The 15,317-nt window shown below is 59.0% G+C and carries 18 protein-coding genes; 13 read left to right on the top strand and 5 right to left on the bottom strand.

Annotation, left to right across the window (positions count from 1 at the left end; translation table 11 throughout):
* Positions 1 to 165 precede the first annotated feature (165 nt).
* Positions 166 to 570 carry a hypothetical protein gene (locus tag ACLB1Z_RS07280; protein ID WP_409562704.1) on the bottom strand — a complete coding sequence of 135 codons (405 nt, stop codon included), beginning with the start codon at positions 568 to 570 and terminating at the stop codon, positions 166 to 168.
* 360 nt (positions 571 to 930) lie between these two features.
* Between ACLB1Z_RS07280 and ACLB1Z_RS07275 the strand changes: the two genes are divergently transcribed.
* From ACLB1Z_RS07275 to ACLB1Z_RS07240, 8 genes are all read left to right on the top strand, one after another.
* On the top strand, positions 931 to 1,206 hold the full coding sequence (locus ACLB1Z_RS07275; protein ID WP_409562703.1) for a hypothetical protein: 276 nt from the start codon (positions 931 to 933) through the stop codon (positions 1,204 to 1,206).
* A gap of 170 nt (positions 1,207 to 1,376) precedes the next feature.
* Positions 1,377 to 1,679, top strand: a complete 303-nt coding sequence (locus ACLB1Z_RS07270) for a hypothetical protein (RefSeq protein ID WP_409562702.1) — start codon at positions 1,377 to 1,379, stop codon at positions 1,677 to 1,679.
* A gap of 132 nt (positions 1,680 to 1,811) precedes the next feature.
* Positions 1,812 to 2,930 (top strand): Fic family protein, encoded by a 1,119-nt coding sequence (locus ACLB1Z_RS07265; protein ID WP_409562701.1) that lies wholly within the window; start codon positions 1,812 to 1,814, stop codon positions 2,928 to 2,930.
* Complete coding sequence (locus tag ACLB1Z_RS07260) at positions 2,927 to 4,012, top strand: DUF3800 domain-containing protein (RefSeq protein WP_409563238.1); 1,086 nt, start codon at positions 2,927 to 2,929, stop codon at positions 4,010 to 4,012. Before ACLB1Z_RS07265 ends, ACLB1Z_RS07260 begins: the two co-directional genes overlap by 4 nt.
* A gap of 101 nt (positions 4,013 to 4,113) precedes the next feature.
* Positions 4,114 to 4,533, top strand: coding sequence for a DUF3085 domain-containing protein (locus tag ACLB1Z_RS07255; protein WP_409562700.1), 420 nt, complete (start codon positions 4,114 to 4,116; stop codon positions 4,531 to 4,533).
* 69 nt (positions 4,534 to 4,602) lie between these two features.
* The gene (locus ACLB1Z_RS07250; protein WP_409562699.1) at positions 4,603 to 5,268 is read left to right on the top strand and encodes an AAA family ATPase; all 666 of its coding nucleotides are present in this window, start codon (positions 4,603 to 4,605) and stop codon (positions 5,266 to 5,268) included.
* Positions 5,265 to 5,567 carry a hypothetical protein gene (locus ACLB1Z_RS07245; RefSeq protein ID WP_409562698.1) on the top strand — a complete coding sequence of 101 codons (303 nt, stop codon included), beginning with the start codon at positions 5,265 to 5,267 and terminating at the stop codon, positions 5,565 to 5,567. The genes ACLB1Z_RS07250 and ACLB1Z_RS07245 overlap by 4 nt, the downstream gene beginning before the upstream one ends.
* Before the next feature lie 6 nt (positions 5,568 to 5,573).
* On the top strand, positions 5,574 to 6,812 hold the full coding sequence (locus ACLB1Z_RS07240) for a primase-like DNA-binding domain-containing protein (protein ID WP_409562697.1): 1,239 nt from the start codon (positions 5,574 to 5,576) through the stop codon (positions 6,810 to 6,812).
* Between the two features lie 559 nt (positions 6,813 to 7,371).
* Here the strand turns inward: ACLB1Z_RS07240 and ACLB1Z_RS07235 are convergent.
* On the bottom strand, positions 7,372 to 8,169 hold the full coding sequence (locus tag ACLB1Z_RS07235) for an MEDS domain-containing protein (RefSeq protein ID WP_409562696.1): 798 nt from the start codon (positions 8,167 to 8,169) through the stop codon (positions 7,372 to 7,374).
* A gap of 371 nt (positions 8,170 to 8,540) precedes the next feature.
* Here ACLB1Z_RS07235 and ACLB1Z_RS07230 point away from each other — a divergent pair, with 371 nt between their 5' ends.
* Together ACLB1Z_RS07230 and ACLB1Z_RS07225 are read left to right on the top strand one after the other, a co-directional pair.
* Positions 8,541 to 9,407, top strand: coding sequence for a glutathione S-transferase family protein (locus ACLB1Z_RS07230; RefSeq protein ID WP_409562695.1), 867 nt, complete (start codon positions 8,541 to 8,543; stop codon positions 9,405 to 9,407).
* Positions 9,408 to 9,624: 217 nt separating this feature from the next.
* Entirely contained in the window at positions 9,625 to 10,722 is a 1,098-nt protein-coding gene (locus ACLB1Z_RS07225; RefSeq protein ID WP_409562694.1) for a CmcJ/NvfI family oxidoreductase, read from the top strand.
* Between the two features lie 257 nt (positions 10,723 to 10,979).
* Here ACLB1Z_RS07225 and ACLB1Z_RS07220 read toward each other — a convergent pair whose 3' ends face one another.
* Positions 10,980 to 11,888 (bottom strand): carbon-nitrogen hydrolase family protein, encoded by a 909-nt coding sequence (locus ACLB1Z_RS07220; protein ID WP_409562693.1) that lies wholly within the window; start codon positions 11,886 to 11,888, stop codon positions 10,980 to 10,982.
* 1,023 nt (positions 11,889 to 12,911) lie between these two features.
* On the opposite strand from ACLB1Z_RS07220, the gene ACLB1Z_RS07215 reads away from it, so the two are divergent.
* From ACLB1Z_RS07215 to ACLB1Z_RS07205, 3 genes are read left to right on the top strand one after another with little or no spacing between them, the layout of a single operon-like run.
* A complete protein-coding gene (locus tag ACLB1Z_RS07215) occupies positions 12,912 to 13,817 on the top strand; it encodes a transporter (protein WP_409562692.1) in 906 nt (301 codons plus the stop codon).
* 23 nt (positions 13,818 to 13,840) lie between these two features.
* On the top strand, positions 13,841 to 14,344 hold the full coding sequence (locus tag ACLB1Z_RS07210; protein WP_409562691.1) for an HPP family protein: 504 nt from the start codon (positions 13,841 to 13,843) through the stop codon (positions 14,342 to 14,344).
* A 41-nt stretch (positions 14,345 to 14,385) separates the two neighbouring features.
* The gene (locus tag ACLB1Z_RS07205; protein WP_409562690.1) at positions 14,386 to 14,667 is read left to right on the top strand and encodes a hypothetical protein; all 282 of its coding nucleotides are present in this window, start codon (positions 14,386 to 14,388) and stop codon (positions 14,665 to 14,667) included.
* A gap of 71 nt (positions 14,668 to 14,738) precedes the next feature.
* Here ACLB1Z_RS07205 and ACLB1Z_RS07200 read toward each other — a convergent pair whose 3' ends face one another.
* Both ACLB1Z_RS07200 and ACLB1Z_RS07195 read right to left on the bottom strand, forming a co-directional pair.
* A complete protein-coding gene (locus tag ACLB1Z_RS07200; protein WP_409562689.1) occupies positions 14,739 to 14,936 on the bottom strand; it encodes a hypothetical protein in 198 nt (65 codons plus the stop codon).
* A 14-nt stretch (positions 14,937 to 14,950) separates the two neighbouring features.
* The gene (locus tag ACLB1Z_RS07195; RefSeq protein WP_409562688.1) at positions 14,951 to 15,280 is read right to left on the bottom strand and encodes a hypothetical protein; all 330 of its coding nucleotides are present in this window, start codon (positions 15,278 to 15,280) and stop codon (positions 14,951 to 14,953) included.
* Between the last annotated feature and the right edge of the window lie 37 nt (positions 15,281 to 15,317).

The following is a 15,317-nucleotide window of genomic DNA, read 5'->3' as shown; positions in this document are numbered from 1 at the left end:
GGACCCGCGCCCAGCACCGTCCAGCTCGTCCATGATCGCCTGGACGAATTTCGGGCGCAGGACCCGCGCCCAGCACCGTCCAGCTCGTCCATGATCGCCTGGACGAATTTCGCCTCATCTGTCGTCAAGAAATCCCAATAACCCAGCTCTGACTCCCTCATCCCGTCACCGGCGCTCCACGCCGAACATGCTGAGTTCATCGAGCATGCGCGCGAGAGACGCGTACTGCCACAGCAGCGAATCCGTATCGTCGTAGAACCTGTATTGCCCGGACCCGCAATCCCGCACGACGCGCTGCAAATCGTGATGCACATGGCCGACAACGTGACAGGGCTCCAGATTCGCCGCTTTCCGCTCCTTGATCGTCGCGCCTACCAGAGAGAATGCCTCCGCGCGCGAGCCCAACGGATAGAGCAGGAGCCGGTTGCACGACACGCCGTTCGCGCCCTTCAGCAGTACGGCATAATCCGAAGGCAACGCCGCGCAGCCATGCGCCGCCAGCTCCGCATTCGCGCGCTCGATTGCGCCGCCGCCTGGCGGTTTTGCCAACGCGCCGCCGCGCAGGATCAAATTCTTCAGAGCCAGCCGCAGTCCCGCATTCATCGCTAAACCCTTCCCAACCGCACCGCGGCTGTAGAATAGCCTACCATACCACACCGGCGGCCTTACGCGCCCGGCAGCCGTTGCTCCCATGGGGCCATGCCCCCATGCGAACATCGAAATCCCTGCGATACCTTGATAGCGCACAACTTAAAATTGACAGCATGCGGACGGATTCCGTAAAGTAAGTATAGGGAATTCAACAGGGGAACCGCCGGGTAAAGACCAAAGACACCCGAAGCACGCGCTTCCGAGCGTCTTGACCGCGTCCCGCCGCTCACAGACACTCACCACGCAAACTTCATTGCATTTCCGCATTGGAGACCAACCATGAAACTCATGCCCCTCACATGCTTCGCGCTTTTCGCCGCCATCGCTCCGGCCTGCGCCCAGGACCCCACGCCATCCGCCGAAGAGTGCGCGGCTCTTGCGGCCGCCCGCGTCCACAAAGATCCTAACGCCATCGCCGATCCCCGCGACAGCGCCTGCATGAAGGCGCGTCTCGATGCTGCCCGCCAAGCAGCCGCCGACAGGCTTGCCAAATCGCAGGCCGAACTCGAAGCCATGAAACAGAATGCCGCGCGGCTTCCTCCCGCCACGGATTAGCGCGAAGCTCCCGTCTCCAGAATTCATCGACGCTTGCGTGCCCACTCAACCGCGCGCAAGTGAACCGCGCCCCCGCTGACATCCCTGATAGCGCCTGCCCTCTGAAAAACGAAAGAATCTTTCGCCGCAATTTCTCGCATTCGTCAGCCTACGGATGTTATGAATTGCAGATGACAAGCAACACCGATGATACTTCACCGTTCCAAAGACGCTCGCGGGCCCAATCCGTAGCCGACAGGCACCGTCTCGCAAGCGATCCGGCCGCGCTTCTCGACCGCGCCGCCGCGCTCTATCAAGCTTTCGAGAACGCCCGCGACCAAGCCGCAAAATCCGCGACCAGATCCGACCGCGCCCGCGCCCGCAGCGCCCTCATGGAATTTCAGCAGTTCCGCCGCGACCTCACCGACGACATCCTCTTCCCGGAACTCTCCCGCCGCCACGCCAGCGGCAGGCCAGCGCCGGCAGCGAAGTAGGGCGGCCTCACTCTTTTCCCTGCCGCCGCAGCTTGCGGCGATTGACGGCCCTAATCTCCGCATTTCATGCGGCGAATATTCTTGCCTTTGCGGCGAATAACCGGCATAATCTCCGCAGGAGATGCGGAGATTATGCCCACTTACATCCATCAACTGCCCGGTTGGCCCAAATTCACCTGGGATCACAAGGCCCTAGAGGAGCCGCTCGCCGCCGTGCGTCACCGCCAGGGCCGCCTGTTCGGGCGCATGGAAGGGCTCGGCCTGCCGCTTCGCAGCGAAGCCGTGCTCCAGACCCTCACCGAGGACGTCATCAAGTCGAGCGAGATCGAAGGCGAGCGCCTCAACCGCGACCAGGTCCGCTCCTCGCTCGCCCGCCGCCTTGGCATGAACATCGGCGCGCTCGCACCCGCCGACCGCAACGTCGAGGGCGTCGTCGAGATGATGCTCGACGCCACCCAGACCTATAACGAACCGCTGACCGCCGAGCGCCTGTTCGGCTGGCACGCCGCCCTGTTTCCGACGGGGCACAGCGGCATCCACAAGGTCATCACCGTCGGCTGGCGCGACGACCGCGACGGCCCGATGCAGGTCGTCTCCGGCCCGGTCGGCCGGGAGCATGTGCATTTCGAGGCGGTGACGGCTGCGAAGATCGACGAGCACATGAAAGCGTTCCTCGCCTGGTTCAACTCCGCCCCCGACACCGATCCGGTGCTCAAGGCCGCCATCGCTCACCTGTGGTTCGTCACCATCCACCCGTTCGAGGATGGCAACGGCCGCATCGCACGCGCCATCGCCGACATGGCGCTCGCGCGTTCGGAAGGCAGCCCGCAGCGCTTCTACAGCATGTCGGCGCAGATCCGCCTCGAGCGCGGCGCCTACTACGACATCCTCGAAGCGACGCAGAAGGGCGATCTCGACATCACCGCCTGGCTGACCTGGTTCCTTGCCTGCCTCGGCCGCGCCTTCGGCGGCGCCGAAGATACCCTCTCCGGCGTGCTCAGAAGCGCGCGCTTCTGGGAGCAGCATGCCGGCGCCGCCTTCAACGAGCGCCAGCGCGACATGCTGAACCGCCTGCTCGGCAACTTCGACGGCAAGCTCACCTCATCCAAGTGGGCCAAGATCGAGAAGTGCTCGCCGGACACCGCCCTGCGCGATATCAGGGACCTCGTCGATCGCGGCATCCTGAAAAACGACGAAGGGGGCGGGCGCAGTACCAGCTACACGCTCGCCGCGCCGGACCAAAGCCCATGACCCCGCGCACCATCTACTTCGATGAGTCGGGTTTCACCGGCTCCAACCTGCTCGACCCGGCACAGCCGGTTTTCGCCATCGCGAGCGCGGCGATCGAAGAGCAGCGCGCCGCCGACATCCTTGCCGAGGCCTTCCCGAATTATCAGGGCCCTGAATACAAGTTCGCAAACATCTGGAACGGAACACAGCGCAGCGGACTGCTTCGCTTGGCTGCACACCTCTGCGCGTTCGAACATCTCGCCTTCATCTACGCCATCGACAAGCGCTTCGCCGTGCTCACAAAGATCGCCGACTTCCTGATCGAACCCTGCTTCACAGACGCCGGCTACGATTTCTACGACGAAGGATTCTGCTGGAAATATACCAACTACATCCACTTCGGGCTCACCACGTTCGCGCCACCCACACTGCTGACCACGCTGGTCGCGAACTATCAGCGCTTCAGCCGGAACCCTTCCGAACAGACGCTCGCGGCGCTCGCCGACCAGCTCGGGCTCATGCGGCGAAGCGTTGAAAAGGAGCTCACGATCTTCTTCGAGCAGATGGAGCTCGGTGCCCGCCTGTTCACCAAATACAACGACCTCGCCACATTCAAACAATCGAACGAGCTGCAAAGCACGACGATGGCCGCGATCATCGCGCACTGGCGCCAGCGTTTCTCTGAAGATTTCGCCGTCGTGCACGACGCGTCCTCCAACTTCCTGCGCGGCAAAGACATCTGGGACCGCATCACCAACAGCAATGTGCCAAAGCAGATGCACCGCCTCGGCGACGGCAGCTATGTTGAATTCCCGCTGCGCGTCGTCTCGACGACGCCGATGAATTCGCTCGACAGCCGCGCCGTCCAGTTCTGCGATATCCTTGCCGGCGTCGGCGCCAAATACTTCGACCCGCGCACCGCCGCGAACGATAGGGAGTTCATGAACAGCCTGATCGAGGCGGGCATCAGCAACATCCCGTACAACGGCATCCGCCCGCAGCCGGTCTTTCCCGACCGTATTCCGCCGAAGCGCCTGACGGGCCCCGATACCGTCGACCAAATGACCCGCATCATCTTCGGTCGCCACAACGACAAGCGCTGAACGAGTGCGTACGCCTAGGCCTCAGGGGTGGTCCTGATGTCGCGCACCTTCGCGCGTGCCCCGTCTCGCGGCGAGGGTCAACGCGACGAAGGAGGCAACCCATGGACCTGCATTTCAACTGGACCGCCCTGCAGCGCGCGTTCGAGGAACTCGACACCGCTCAAACCGCGCGCCCGCTTTACGACCGCGACACCGGCAAGGGCCTCTGGCTCGTCGGCGATCACGGCGTTTACCTGATGCCCAACACCGTCGACGGCTGCCACCATGCCTCGGCCGGCGGCCGCGTCGTCGTCTATGCCGACGAATGCAATCCGTCCGCGCTCGATTTCGATACCTGGTGGACAAACAAGCGCGCCAGCTTCGGCGGCGACGACGGCTGCGAATTCATCGACATCGCGCCCATCCGCGCGCTCGCGGCAAACCCGCCCAAGCCTCGCTTCGCCGTCGCTCACCTCATCATCGCGCTGAGCCCGGCCGATCTCGCGCTTTCCCTCGCATGGCACCCGCCCGCGCGGTCCTGACCGCATGCTGTCCTGGACACCGCCTGTGAGGCGCGCTAGCAACAGCTAGCAAGCGGCACAGGCAGCGCCATGCGGACCATCGTTCTTGCCGCCTCCAAAGGCGGCGTCGGCAAGACCACCCTCACGGCGGCGCTCGCCGCCGTCGCCGCCCAGAGCGAGAAGGTCGCCGTCATCGACCTCGACCCGCAGCAATCGCTCGCCCGCTGGATCGAGCTGCGCCAACACTATCCCGGCAAGGCCAAGTCGCCCGTCCTGTTCAAGGACTTCGAAGACCTCGCCGCCGCCGTCGAGAAAATCCGCGCCCAGGGTTACGACTGGCTTTTCATCGACACGCCGCCGGCGCTGATGACCCACATCCTTCCGGCGATCCGTACCGCCGACCTCGTCCTCATCCCCGCCACGCCGTCGCCGCTCGACGTCGAAGCCGTCGAGCCCATCATCGAGATGTGCCGCGACTACAAGAAAAACTTCGAATTCATCCTCAACATGGTGGCCGGGCAGGGCGCCGTTGCCGCCGGCGCGATCAAGTATCTGCGCCATGAAGGCAAGGTCCTCGCCGACCTCATCGCCAGCCGCCAGATTTATTCGACCGCGATGAGCAGGGGCCGCACCGCCCCCGAAGCCGACAGGACCGGAAAGGCCACCGACGAAATCAAGAAGCTGTGGAAGACGGTGAAGGCCGACGCGAGGCGCGCCAAAGACACCGTCCTCGCCAAGACGCGGAAACGGGCATGAAAGACGACGATTTCGACGAGGCCGACCTCGAGGCGCTGCGCTCCATCAAGCGCCAGGCCCGCGGCGCGTCCTACACCGAACGCATGGAAGACGAAAAGCGCGCCCTCGAGAAATTCGACGGCCGGCGGCTGCGGAGCGGGGCGCCCGGACAGCCGCCCCGCGCCTACCAGATGAACGTGCGCGTGCGTCAGGAAGTTAAGGAAATGGCGCACCAGATCGCGCGCAAGCACCGCTATACGATTACAGAAGTCATCGAGCTTTCCATCGAACAGTTCCACGCCAAAACCATGAAGGCGTGAGCCGCCGTGAAATACCTCGTCACCTTCATCGGCGTCCTCGTCGCCCTTGCCTTCATGGCGCTCTCCGCCGCCATCAACTGGCGCTACGGCTCCAGCATGGGCCGCGACCCGACCGACCAGCTCATCTATGCTTCCGTCAGCCTTGCCGCCGATCTCGCCAAAGCGATCACGCCGTTCTTTTTCTGGTTCGCCCTCAAACACCGCAACTGGGGCCCGGCCGTTGCGTCGGCCTTGTTCTGGCTCGCCTGCACCGGCTATTCGCTCGCCTCGGCCGCAGGCTTTGCGGAACTGAGCCGCTCCGCCCAGACCGGCACGCTCACCACCAAGAAGGCGAGCTATCACGATCTCAAGGCCGAACTCGAGCGCAAGCAAACCCAGCTCGCCGCCCTTGGCGCCTACCAGCCGCCGACCGTCATCGCCGGGCGCATCGACGCGCTCAAGCAAAATCCTCGTTACAGTTCCTCCCGCCAGTGCACCGACACCACCACCTCGCAGAGCAGGGCGCTGTGCGCCGACATCGCAACGCTGGAATCCGAACGCCAGAAAGGCCTCAACGCCGCGCGCCTTGAAACCGAGATCGACGCGCTCCGCACGCGTGTTCTCGAGCTTGCGCCTGCATCCGGCATCGAAGGCGGGGACCCGCGCGCCGGCTTCCTCACCCGCATTTTCGGTTGGGACATCCTCAAAGTGCAGACGGGTTTTGCCTTGCTCTTCATCGCCGTGCTCGAACTCGGCTCCGGCCTCGGGCTTTTCATCGCCCTCGCGCACGGCGAGCTCGCCAGCGCCATCAAGACCGGCCATCTGCCCGCCGAACAGCCCGCAGCCCCGCGCGCAAAATCAAAGCGCGAACCTTTCTGGAAGCGCGCGCCCAAAGCGCCCGCGCCGCCGCCCGAACCGATCGCGCGGCCGCCGCCGCAGCAAAGCGCAGCGCCCGCACCTGCAGAACCGTTCGCAGCACCAACCGCGCCCGTTCCCGCCGCGCCGGGCAGGGCTGCGCCTGACCCTCGCCCCGCCGGCAACATCGCGAAATTCGCCCGCGCGCGCCTGACCGCCGAAGACGGCGCGAAAGTCTCCTTCGCCGATCTTTATGCCGCCTACGAAACCTGGTGCGCCGCCGAGACCGTCCGGGCGCTACCGCGCCCCGACTTCGTCGCCGGCTTCACCAAACTGTGCGATCAGGTCGGCTTCCAGTACGAAGCCACCGGCTGCGACGGCCACTGCCTGCATGTCAAGATTGCAGCCTGAGCCGTCTATCCGCACACTGAGTGATAATGTTCATTACGGAAAACAAGCTGCCTCCCGCAGGCCGATTTCCTTGCTTCGTTCTCGCCCATTCAGAAAGCGTTATGCCCAATTGCCCGGGAGCAGCGCGCAAGCGTGTTCACGCATCTCCGCGAGTTCATCACGCCGCCTGCAACCACTGTTGATTGCTCTATAGGAACGCCGGAAGGCTTCGCCGGCTCGGTGCACAACGCGAGCATCACCGCCAGTTCGCTAGACAGCTCGATAGCGAAGCCGGCGGCGGACGGAGAAAGGATAGCTTTTTCAACGAGACTCCGCGCTATTTCGGAGGCTTCACGATGATTTCTTCCTGCTTGAAGGAGCCTTCAACCTCTTAGTTCTCCTCGAGGATAGAATCCATATTTCGAGTCGAACCACCTCAGCGGCAGTCGATCACAAGACAGTCTTCTCCGGCAGCTCGACTGTGCCAGGACGCCGCCACCAATAAGTGGGTCGCCTCTTCACACGGAGAGCGGCATCGGCCCTGTCTACCGATCCTTGGTTGGGATTTCCAAGCTTTAAACTAGAAACAGCAATCCCTCAGCTGATACTTGTAGGTATCTTCATGACTTTTGAGGGCATCAAGTATTCCCTTACTAGAAAATACTCTCACGTCATACTGGCAGAGACTCATTATTGGGAAACGATGACCAAGAGTGTTATTATATTCCAACTCGAACTCATATATTTGCTGTTCACTCCAGTCGACGGATAACGCCCATTCCATATCACCGACGAGCCGCAACTTGTTTTTACCAGAGTATGTCGACTTAAGAAACATATCTTCCAGTTGATCGAGCATTTCTGCCTTATTTCTTTTGAGCTCTGGAAAAACTAGCTGGCCCTCTTTAATAGCTTCGCTCACGCCGGGATAGACTTCGCGCAATACTTTAAGAATATGAACTTTGGAACGCTGGGTGGCATTCAGAAAGCATATGTCCCCCGCCATTAGACCCTCTCTGAACAGTGGCACAGAGAGCTTAAGCCGGCCGGCAGACCGGCCATAAATCGCACAAATATGATCGTGGTATTCTAGGTCCATTCCTGAGAGTCGAGTTTTCGTCGCGTTCTTAACAGAGTCCGGTCGATCCATGCCCGATGATGAGCTGGCGCCCTCCCGAGGCAAGCTGATGAAGGCGACAAGATCTTCGCGCCGAAACCGCCGCGCCCGCTGAGCCCCGACACGATAGCAAGGCAGCGTTCCCGAATCCGTCCACCGTCGAAGTGACGCCTCGCTTACGTTGAGAAGACTCGCGGACTGTTTGATGTCCAACAGCTCGCTTTCGTTAGGCTCGGTGGCAGGTAATTTTTCTTTGCTCATCCGCTTCTTCCTCGCAACCCCTTCTGGGCCCGACGCCGAGCCGTCGAGACTATTATATTTAGGTCATTCATCAGAATAGCGCAACGCTGCGCAACACCACCATGACAGAAGCGCGGCACACGGCGATCGCCGACGTGTGGAGTCAAAACGGTTGTTTTTGCTGCCCTGTTGAGGGGCAGGCCAGTCTACAGAAGAGACAATCCGATTCCCGTGAATGACAACTAATTAGTACCATACATATGCAAAGCTACAACAGCGCTTGACAGATATGAGTAGCTTTGTATAGAGGAATGGCCGCCGACATCTGGATCGCGACAATCCGTCAAGCCAAGTACCCGATGCGGTGAGCCAACTCAGTAAGGGAGGATTACATGAATCCGAATCCAACAAACATTCACATCGGGAAGACGTTACGCCTACTTTATCATCCTGGGTCCCAGCCATGCCGCGCGGCACATCAATTCATGTTTGAGCTTAATGTTCCTTTCGAGGAAGAGATCGTGGACATCTCCACGGATATTAATGAGAGGCAAGAGTTCAGGGATAAATACAACCCGACAGGGCAGGTCCCGATTCTCGTCGATGGTGAGTTCACCGTTTGGGAGAATGTAGCTATTGCGCGCTATGTGAACGAAAAGTTCGCCGGTACCGGAAACTGGTTCGGACGCGACGCGCAAGAGAGGGCACACATCAACCAGTTTCTGCAATGGTATGCTTATACTCTGCGCCTTGGAGGCGGGGCGTTCCACTGGAACATCTTCGGTTGTTTGATCTATGGCGAGAAGCCGTACAGCCCGAAATTTAGTGCGGAGCAAAATAAAGGGCGCGCCCTTTTGTACGAATCCATGGGGACGCTTGAGAATTACTGGCTGCGGGACCGCGAATATGTTTGCGGTGACGAAATCAGTTATGCGGATTTGGCCGCTTTCCATGAGTTCGTGTCGCATGACGCCGGCAAAATCATTCCGGACCAAGTCTGGCAGGGATTCCCTAAAATTGCGGCATGGTTCAAGAAACTATCTGCCCGGCCTCACGCGAAGACGGTGAGTGCGTGGCAGTACCAGAACGTCGCCAAAATAATTCGCGGTGAGCTAACGGCGAGCATGTTCAAGCGCAAGACGGCTGTGTTGAAGGGGACGGAGGTCTTCAGCGGACACAACCATGGAATTCCTTACAACAACGAGAAGATAGAGGATTACCTCAAGCAAGTTGAGAAAGAGGGCGCAAAAGTCGCGTAGCTCGGCTCCGTTTGCCCGTGTACGCGCTTTGCCCGTTTGCGCGCTTGCACTCCTGAGCGTCGGCAAGCGATCGGAGCAAAATCCGATCCTTGCCGGCGATCCGGAAATCAGAGTGCTTCTATGCGTTTTGGCATCGCATTCCTTCGATAAACCCGAGAAGGCCGGGTCACCTACTCCACGACCAGCTCGCCCTATCTTCGAAATCTGTAGACTGTAGATGCTGTTTCGCGACGGCAAGGTCTCTACTCGCCGTCATCATAGCGATAACAACGCGCGCATCGTGCTCAAGCTTGAACCCGCTCCAAAGGCCAAGTGGTATTGCAAAATGGCGTCGAATGGCTCGCCCAGCAGTGGGCAACTTACTTACCTTGCGACGTCCGTAGTGTCCTCGCTCTATCGCAACGGCAAGGTCTTTACGCGACGCGACCCCGCCGGCAACGATGATGGGTACCATGGGGCCGTAATGGAACATCGGCAGGTCGTCATCAATGACGCACGACAGCACGACCTCGATCAATCTAGGCAACAGCTCAATGTACGCGGTTTCGAACTGCTCTATCGGCCACTGCAGCGACCTGAAACTCCGTTCTTTGACAGCCGAAAGGTCGTTGAAGAGTACTACCCTGAGTGTGCGGACATTGTAAAGCAGACCACGAATGCGGCACAGGTATTCGCCTTTGATCACAATGTTCGCTTGGCCCAAGAAATAAAAGGCACGAAGCAAATTGCCGGTGGCCAGGGGATACAGAAACCGATCCACGTCGTGCATGGCGATTACACCCTCACGAGTGCATCGCAGCGCCTTCGTGATCTAGCCCGCCCGCCAGGCGTCAACGACACGCTGCGGGTCATGCTCGGTAAGGGTCAATCGCTGCTGAACCAGGAAATCGTGTCTCGCACTTTGGACGAGGGCAAGCGGTTTGCCTTGATCAACGTTTGGCGCAGCATTGATCTGTCGCCCGTCACGAGCGATCCCTTAGCGCTATGCGATGGGCGCAACGTTGATCCCAATGACCTGGTAGTTTTCGAAATTCTCTATCACGACCGCATCGGTGAGAATTATTTCGCGAAGTTCGGGCCGCAACATGACTGGTGGTATTATCCGCTCATGACCCGGGACGAAGTAATATTGATCAAACAATGGGATTCTGCTGGGAGATTTGCTCAATCAAATGGTTTGCACGCTGATTCCGATGCGGTCGATGGTGATGCCCCCTGCACGTTCAGTCTTCACTCGGCGTTCAGCGATCCCAGTACCCCGGCTGACGCGCCCAAAAGGCAAAGCATCGAAGTAAGGTGTGTGGCCTTTTTTTAACTGATGTCGAGATCGAGAATAGGCCCATGAGACTCAGAAGGTAACTCAACGGCAAACGCGCTTCATAATGCTAGGCGTAGCTGCTGCAGTCCTCTGTTCCTCCCCTGTCGCGGGTGGGTTGCTGCTTGGCCAATTCCTAGGGGATTGGGATGCGGAGGTTAGGTTATCGAGTCGAAAGGCTTGGTGTCGAACGATAGGCCCTTCGCCAAGCGCCACGAGCTTGCCGATCCACCCATAAGGCCGCTCGCGCTGATCGCTTAATTATATCGATCACGGTTGACTGTCAGACGAAGGACGTCGTTTCGGGCGTAGTGACCTGCAGGATCGAGCTTGAGGTGTTCGCCCATGACAATTTCCACGTCGACGTCAGCATACAAGATCTTTTCCTCTCCGATAACCGGTCCAGCGACTATCAAGCCGTCGGGTGCAACAATCATCGAGCCGCCGTCGTTTATTATGAGTCGATCTGCTACAATATGTTCCCTGAGTGGAAACGCCTCGGGTATGTCGGTAGCGCGCAGCAGGCCTGAGGCCGAGACTACATAGACTCGACCCTCCATTGCTATAAACTGCGAGATGTTTTGAACCACAGCTAGATCTCCAGGCCAGACAGCGACATGGAGTTGCTCGCCTTGGGCGTAGAAGGCTTGGCGCGCAAGTGGCAACCAGTTCTCGTAACAGTTTAGAGCGCCAGTCTTCAGTCCTTTGAAGTCGTGCACCTCGAGCCCACGACCATCGCCGTCGCTCCAGATCAAACGCTCATGGAATGTAGGTTTGAGTTTGCGGTGCACCCCAACAATTCCTTTGTCGGGGTGGATAGCAGCTAGGGAGGCGTATACCGAGCCGCCAGAGGCCGTCTTTTCAACGAAACCGATGTACACAAAGACACCGTGCTTTGCGGCCTCGCTCCAGATCGCCGCCAGCTCAGGTCCGTTAGCGGCGATGGCGCTGCGCAGATAGGCGATGTGGCCGACCTTCAGCAGCTCGTCATTCGTAGCGATCGCCGGGATCCGTAGCCAGAAAGGATATCCGGCAATGAACACCTCCGGAAAGGCGATCAACTCCGCACCGCCACGTGCAGCTTGATTCAAAAATTTCAAAACTTTGTCCGTCGTCGCGGCCGCGTCAAGAAACACTGGCGCCGCCTGGATTGCCGCAACTCTCATTCTGTTCCTCGCCTCTGCGTAAGTGATCTACCCTCGCCGCAAGAGACCCCTACTCGTTCATGGGTGACGACCAATCGAGATTGATCGGCGTCTGTCATCCTTAACGGCGGCCGATCGGTTTTGGGGCAAGGTGCGGGAGCGTTTGTTAAACAGTTAGGGGTGAGTGCTCGCGTTTACCGTCTTGGTAAAACTTGGCCTCGTAAAAAGATCGAGGACTGTGGTTCGCCCGTTTGGCCAGTACATTGGCCACTCTTTGATCCTGCCTTCCCCCCATGACCGGTTTCTTCAAGTGGGCCTGTCCTTCTCCGCAGATTAGCCTACCTAACTTGGCTAGCGTGCCGGACGAGGACCCAACGCCCATGCATAGGCGTTGACATCACAACGCTCCCGATATGTACAAATTTTTACAGCAATGTGAAGCGGTTTGAAGGCGATCGTCCGGATTTCGGTTTGCAACATTGTCCGTAGCCGCCGAAAGCTCCCGCGAGAGAAATCCGCTCTGCTGGTGACTTTCTTTGCCGCAATCAAAGTAGCTCTCACACATCCGCGAAGGCGCACGATTATCGAGAAGGCGATCTTTGTTCCAGCCGGAACGGTTCTCAACCTCAATCGCCACGAATTAATCCTCACAAAGGCTTTGAGTTTAATGGTCTGGCTCAGATGGGCCGGAGCTATCTCGCTATGTATCTCGACCTTCATGGAGGCTCGCGGGTCCCCGAACTGTCGCAAGACGGAACGTCATTCGGCCCGCCGAGGATTTCACTGTGACCAACTGAAAATGACTTGTGGGCCACACCCAAAAACATTTGCAAGTGCGGCGTGTTGACATTCTTTGTTGAGCTATGCCTAATGTTGATCATATAAGCATATCCAAATATAGATTTTGTTTTCAGCGTTCGAACAAACTTTATAACCGCGGGTGGTAGCCGCAGTCCGCCTGGCTGGCCCGGCTCCTCACCTAACGGGGACCCGGTCAGCTTGGGCTAGGTCAAACAACTCATAACAATATCGTGGGGGACGAAAATGTCAGGACAAATCAGTTTGCGAGGAGTTGAAAGTCGGGTCGCTTTGTCAGTGATTGGGGCGACGATGCTACTTGGAGCCGGCACAGGCGTTGCCGATCCTGTAAGCCCTGCCGGATGGACTTCGAATATTCAACTTGGATTTCCGCTGCCGGAGGGCGTGTACTTTATCGATACCGCCTATTACATGAAGCGATCAGGATCGACCCTTGCGCCAGGGCTAAAGGAGATTGACGGGATTGTGAATATTCCGACCGTCGCTTGGTCAACGCCCGCTACTGTTCTGGGAGGGCGGCTCGAGTTCATTGGCTTTGCTGCACAGGCTGGGGTCGGAATCAACCCAGGTTCAGTTGATGGATCTTCCAGCTGGCATAGAGATTTCTACAATCCGGCGCTGCTCGGAGGACTTGTTTGGGACTTGGGTGATGGTTGGAGTGTCGGAGAATTTGTAGGCGGCTTCGCACCGGTCGATACTGATATCGGAAACAACCTTGGCCTGGGTGGCAATTTCTGGACCTTCGCCAACGTTTTCGGCGTTGCCTACAATAAGGACGGGTGGAGCCTCAGTGCCAATCTTATTTATTTGAACAGTGGCGACGATCTCGATACCGGTGTGAACGTCCAGCCCGATACGGTCGACGTTGATTTTGCAGCCGTCAAACACATTAACAAGTCGGAAATCGGGTTAGTTGGTAGCGCGTCTGCAGACGTTAGCGACGCCCTTCGCAACAATTGGGGCGACAAGGAGTTCAGTCAGTTTTCGCTAGGCGGCTTGGTTGGGCACAGCTTCGGATCCGTGACCGCGGAAATTTTTGCGACCAGGAGTCTTGTGGCCAACAACCAGGTTGGTGGCGGGAAAGACACGCGGCTGTGGACCCGAATCCTCATTCCCCTGTCGGCCCAATAATAAGCTGAACCGCAATACCGGCGTTGCATATTGAAGTCTCAATGTTCCACTGGAGCCAACTTTTTGCAATTCTCGCCGGGGCGGCCGGCGGGGCGATCGCCATAGCGAGTATGGCAATGTTCGCGGCCAGCGCAGCATTCCCGTTGGCCGCGATTCCGTTTGCGACCTCGATCGTCGCGGTATTTGGCTCTCCTAAGTCAGACCCAGCGCAGCCGCGTGCGCTGGTCGGTGGCCATGTGGTGGCCACGCTCGTGGGCCTGGTAATTGTTAAGCTGTGCGGACCAACGGCCTGGGCCGCCGCAGTGGCGGTCGGTCTAGCGATGGTCGCAATGCATCTAACCAAGACGTTTCACCCACCCGCCGGAATTGATCCGTTGCTGGTCGTGGTCAATGATATGTCGTGGAGTTTTCTCATTGCACCAATCGCCGTCGGTTGCCTCTTGCTCGTAACGTTTGCATTTGCCTGGCATAATCTCGTCGCAAGGGGACCTAATCGAGGGGACACCTGGCCAGTGCGCTGGTGGTGAACGCAGCGCCGAACTGCTTCCAGTTTGGGTCATAAGCACAAATGTCTCGGCGGCTGCGCGTCCGCGATAAATTCACCTCCGGGGAAGAGCGCGAGAAAGACTTACCGATCAAGTTCGGCTACCTCGAATTCCGCAACAGGCTGGCGGCGGGCGATCCTGCGCTCGAAGCCAAAGCCACCCGCACCTCTCTCGAACATCTCTTTCAGCAAATTCCTGCGATCGTCCATTACCAGGATGCGTTCGCCGTCGAAACCAGCCTGACAGGCATAGCCTGCTCGACAACCCGCGCGCGGTCAGAACCGGGGAAATCCTCGTCGCGCTGACGGCGCGAGCCGCGCCAGGAACGCGCGATCATCTGCTGTTCCGCGCCAAAACTGTCGTCGACCGCAAACTATTAAGCACCGAACTCGCCAAACGCGAACAATCCGAAAGCCGCGAGCTGCCCGCGCGCGTCGACCGCGTCAGCGCATAGCTGCGCCAGGCGCGCTTTGCCAAGAAAATTGAAGCCGAAGAACACGGTAACCGCCGTACCAAGGACCACGACAAGAGCCGATAACCATACACCGAGGACCGGAGATCGCCGGCGCGCCATCTGTCCGGACCCAATCACCCCGGTCCGCCGGGATAAGGATTCGCCGGCACCGATTTCTCTTTTCTCCGCGCGCCAGTCTCGCGCCGCGGATAGCGCTCGAGCGCCTCGCGCAGCATCTTCAGGTCCGCGCTCGAATAGCCGCTCTCGACCGCCGCGACCGGATCGCTCAGCACCTTATAGATGTCCTCGCGCGTTAAAACCGTATCCGTCAATCGCCGCAGCTCCGTCTGCCCGTTCGCCCCCGGCCAGACCTGCGTGATCCGCGGCTTTGAAATCTCCATCCGGAGAAATGTTTCCGAGCCCCATTTCTCCCATCCTTTCGCTTCTTTAAAATAATCTTCCATCGCAATACCCCCCGATTTGCGAATACACAAACAATGA

The sequence above is a fragment of the Hyphomicrobium sp. MC8b genome (genome assembly GCF_905067615.1).
Taxonomy (GTDB): Bacteria; Pseudomonadota; Alphaproteobacteria; order Rhizobiales; family Hyphomicrobiaceae; genus Hyphomicrobium_B.
This window is presented reverse-complemented; position numbering and strand designations above follow the sequence as displayed.

Bases quoted from the DNA above. Each gene is read 5' to 3' on its own strand.
- ACLB1Z_RS07275 (WP_409562703.1), top strand. From the start codon at position 931: ATGAAACTCATGCCCCTCACATGCTTCGCGCTTTTCGCCGCCATCGCT.
- ACLB1Z_RS07270 (WP_409562702.1), top strand. From the start codon at position 1,377: ATGACAAGCAACACCGATGATACTTCACCGTTCCAAAGACGCTCGCGG.
- ACLB1Z_RS07265 (WP_409562701.1), top strand. From the start codon at position 1,812: ATGCCCACTTACATCCATCAACTGCCCGGTTGGCCCAAATTCACCTGG.
- ACLB1Z_RS07260 (WP_409563238.1), top strand. From the start codon at position 2,927: ATGACCCCGCGCACCATCTACTTCGATGAGTCGGGTTTCACCGGCTCC.
- ACLB1Z_RS07255 (WP_409562700.1), top strand. From the start codon at position 4,114: ATGGACCTGCATTTCAACTGGACCGCCCTGCAGCGCGCGTTCGAGGAA.
- ACLB1Z_RS07250 (WP_409562699.1), top strand. From the start codon at position 4,603: ATGCGGACCATCGTTCTTGCCGCCTCCAAAGGCGGCGTCGGCAAGACC.
- ACLB1Z_RS07245 (WP_409562698.1), top strand. From the start codon at position 5,265: ATGAAAGACGACGATTTCGACGAGGCCGACCTCGAGGCGCTGCGCTCC.
- ACLB1Z_RS07235 (WP_409562696.1), bottom strand. From the start codon at position 8,169: ATGAGCAAAGAAAAATTACCTGCCACCGAGCCTAACGAAAGCGAGCTG.
- ACLB1Z_RS07230 (WP_409562695.1), top strand. From the start codon at position 8,541: ATGAATCCGAATCCAACAAACATTCACATCGGGAAGACGTTACGCCTA.
- ACLB1Z_RS07225 (WP_409562694.1), top strand. From the start codon at position 9,625: ATGCTGTTTCGCGACGGCAAGGTCTCTACTCGCCGTCATCATAGCGAT.
- ACLB1Z_RS07220 (WP_409562693.1), bottom strand. From the start codon at position 11,888: ATGAGAGTTGCGGCAATCCAGGCGGCGCCAGTGTTTCTTGACGCGGCC.
- ACLB1Z_RS07215 (WP_409562692.1), top strand. From the start codon at position 12,912: ATGTCAGGACAAATCAGTTTGCGAGGAGTTGAAAGTCGGGTCGCTTTG.
- ACLB1Z_RS07205 (WP_409562690.1), top strand. From the start codon at position 14,386: ATGTCTCGGCGGCTGCGCGTCCGCGATAAATTCACCTCCGGGGAAGAG.
- ACLB1Z_RS07200 (WP_409562689.1), bottom strand. From the start codon at position 14,936: ATGGCGCGCCGGCGATCTCCGGTCCTCGGTGTATGGTTATCGGCTCTT.
- ACLB1Z_RS07195 (WP_409562688.1), bottom strand. From the start codon at position 15,280: ATGGAAGATTATTTTAAAGAAGCGAAAGGATGGGAGAAATGGGGCTCG.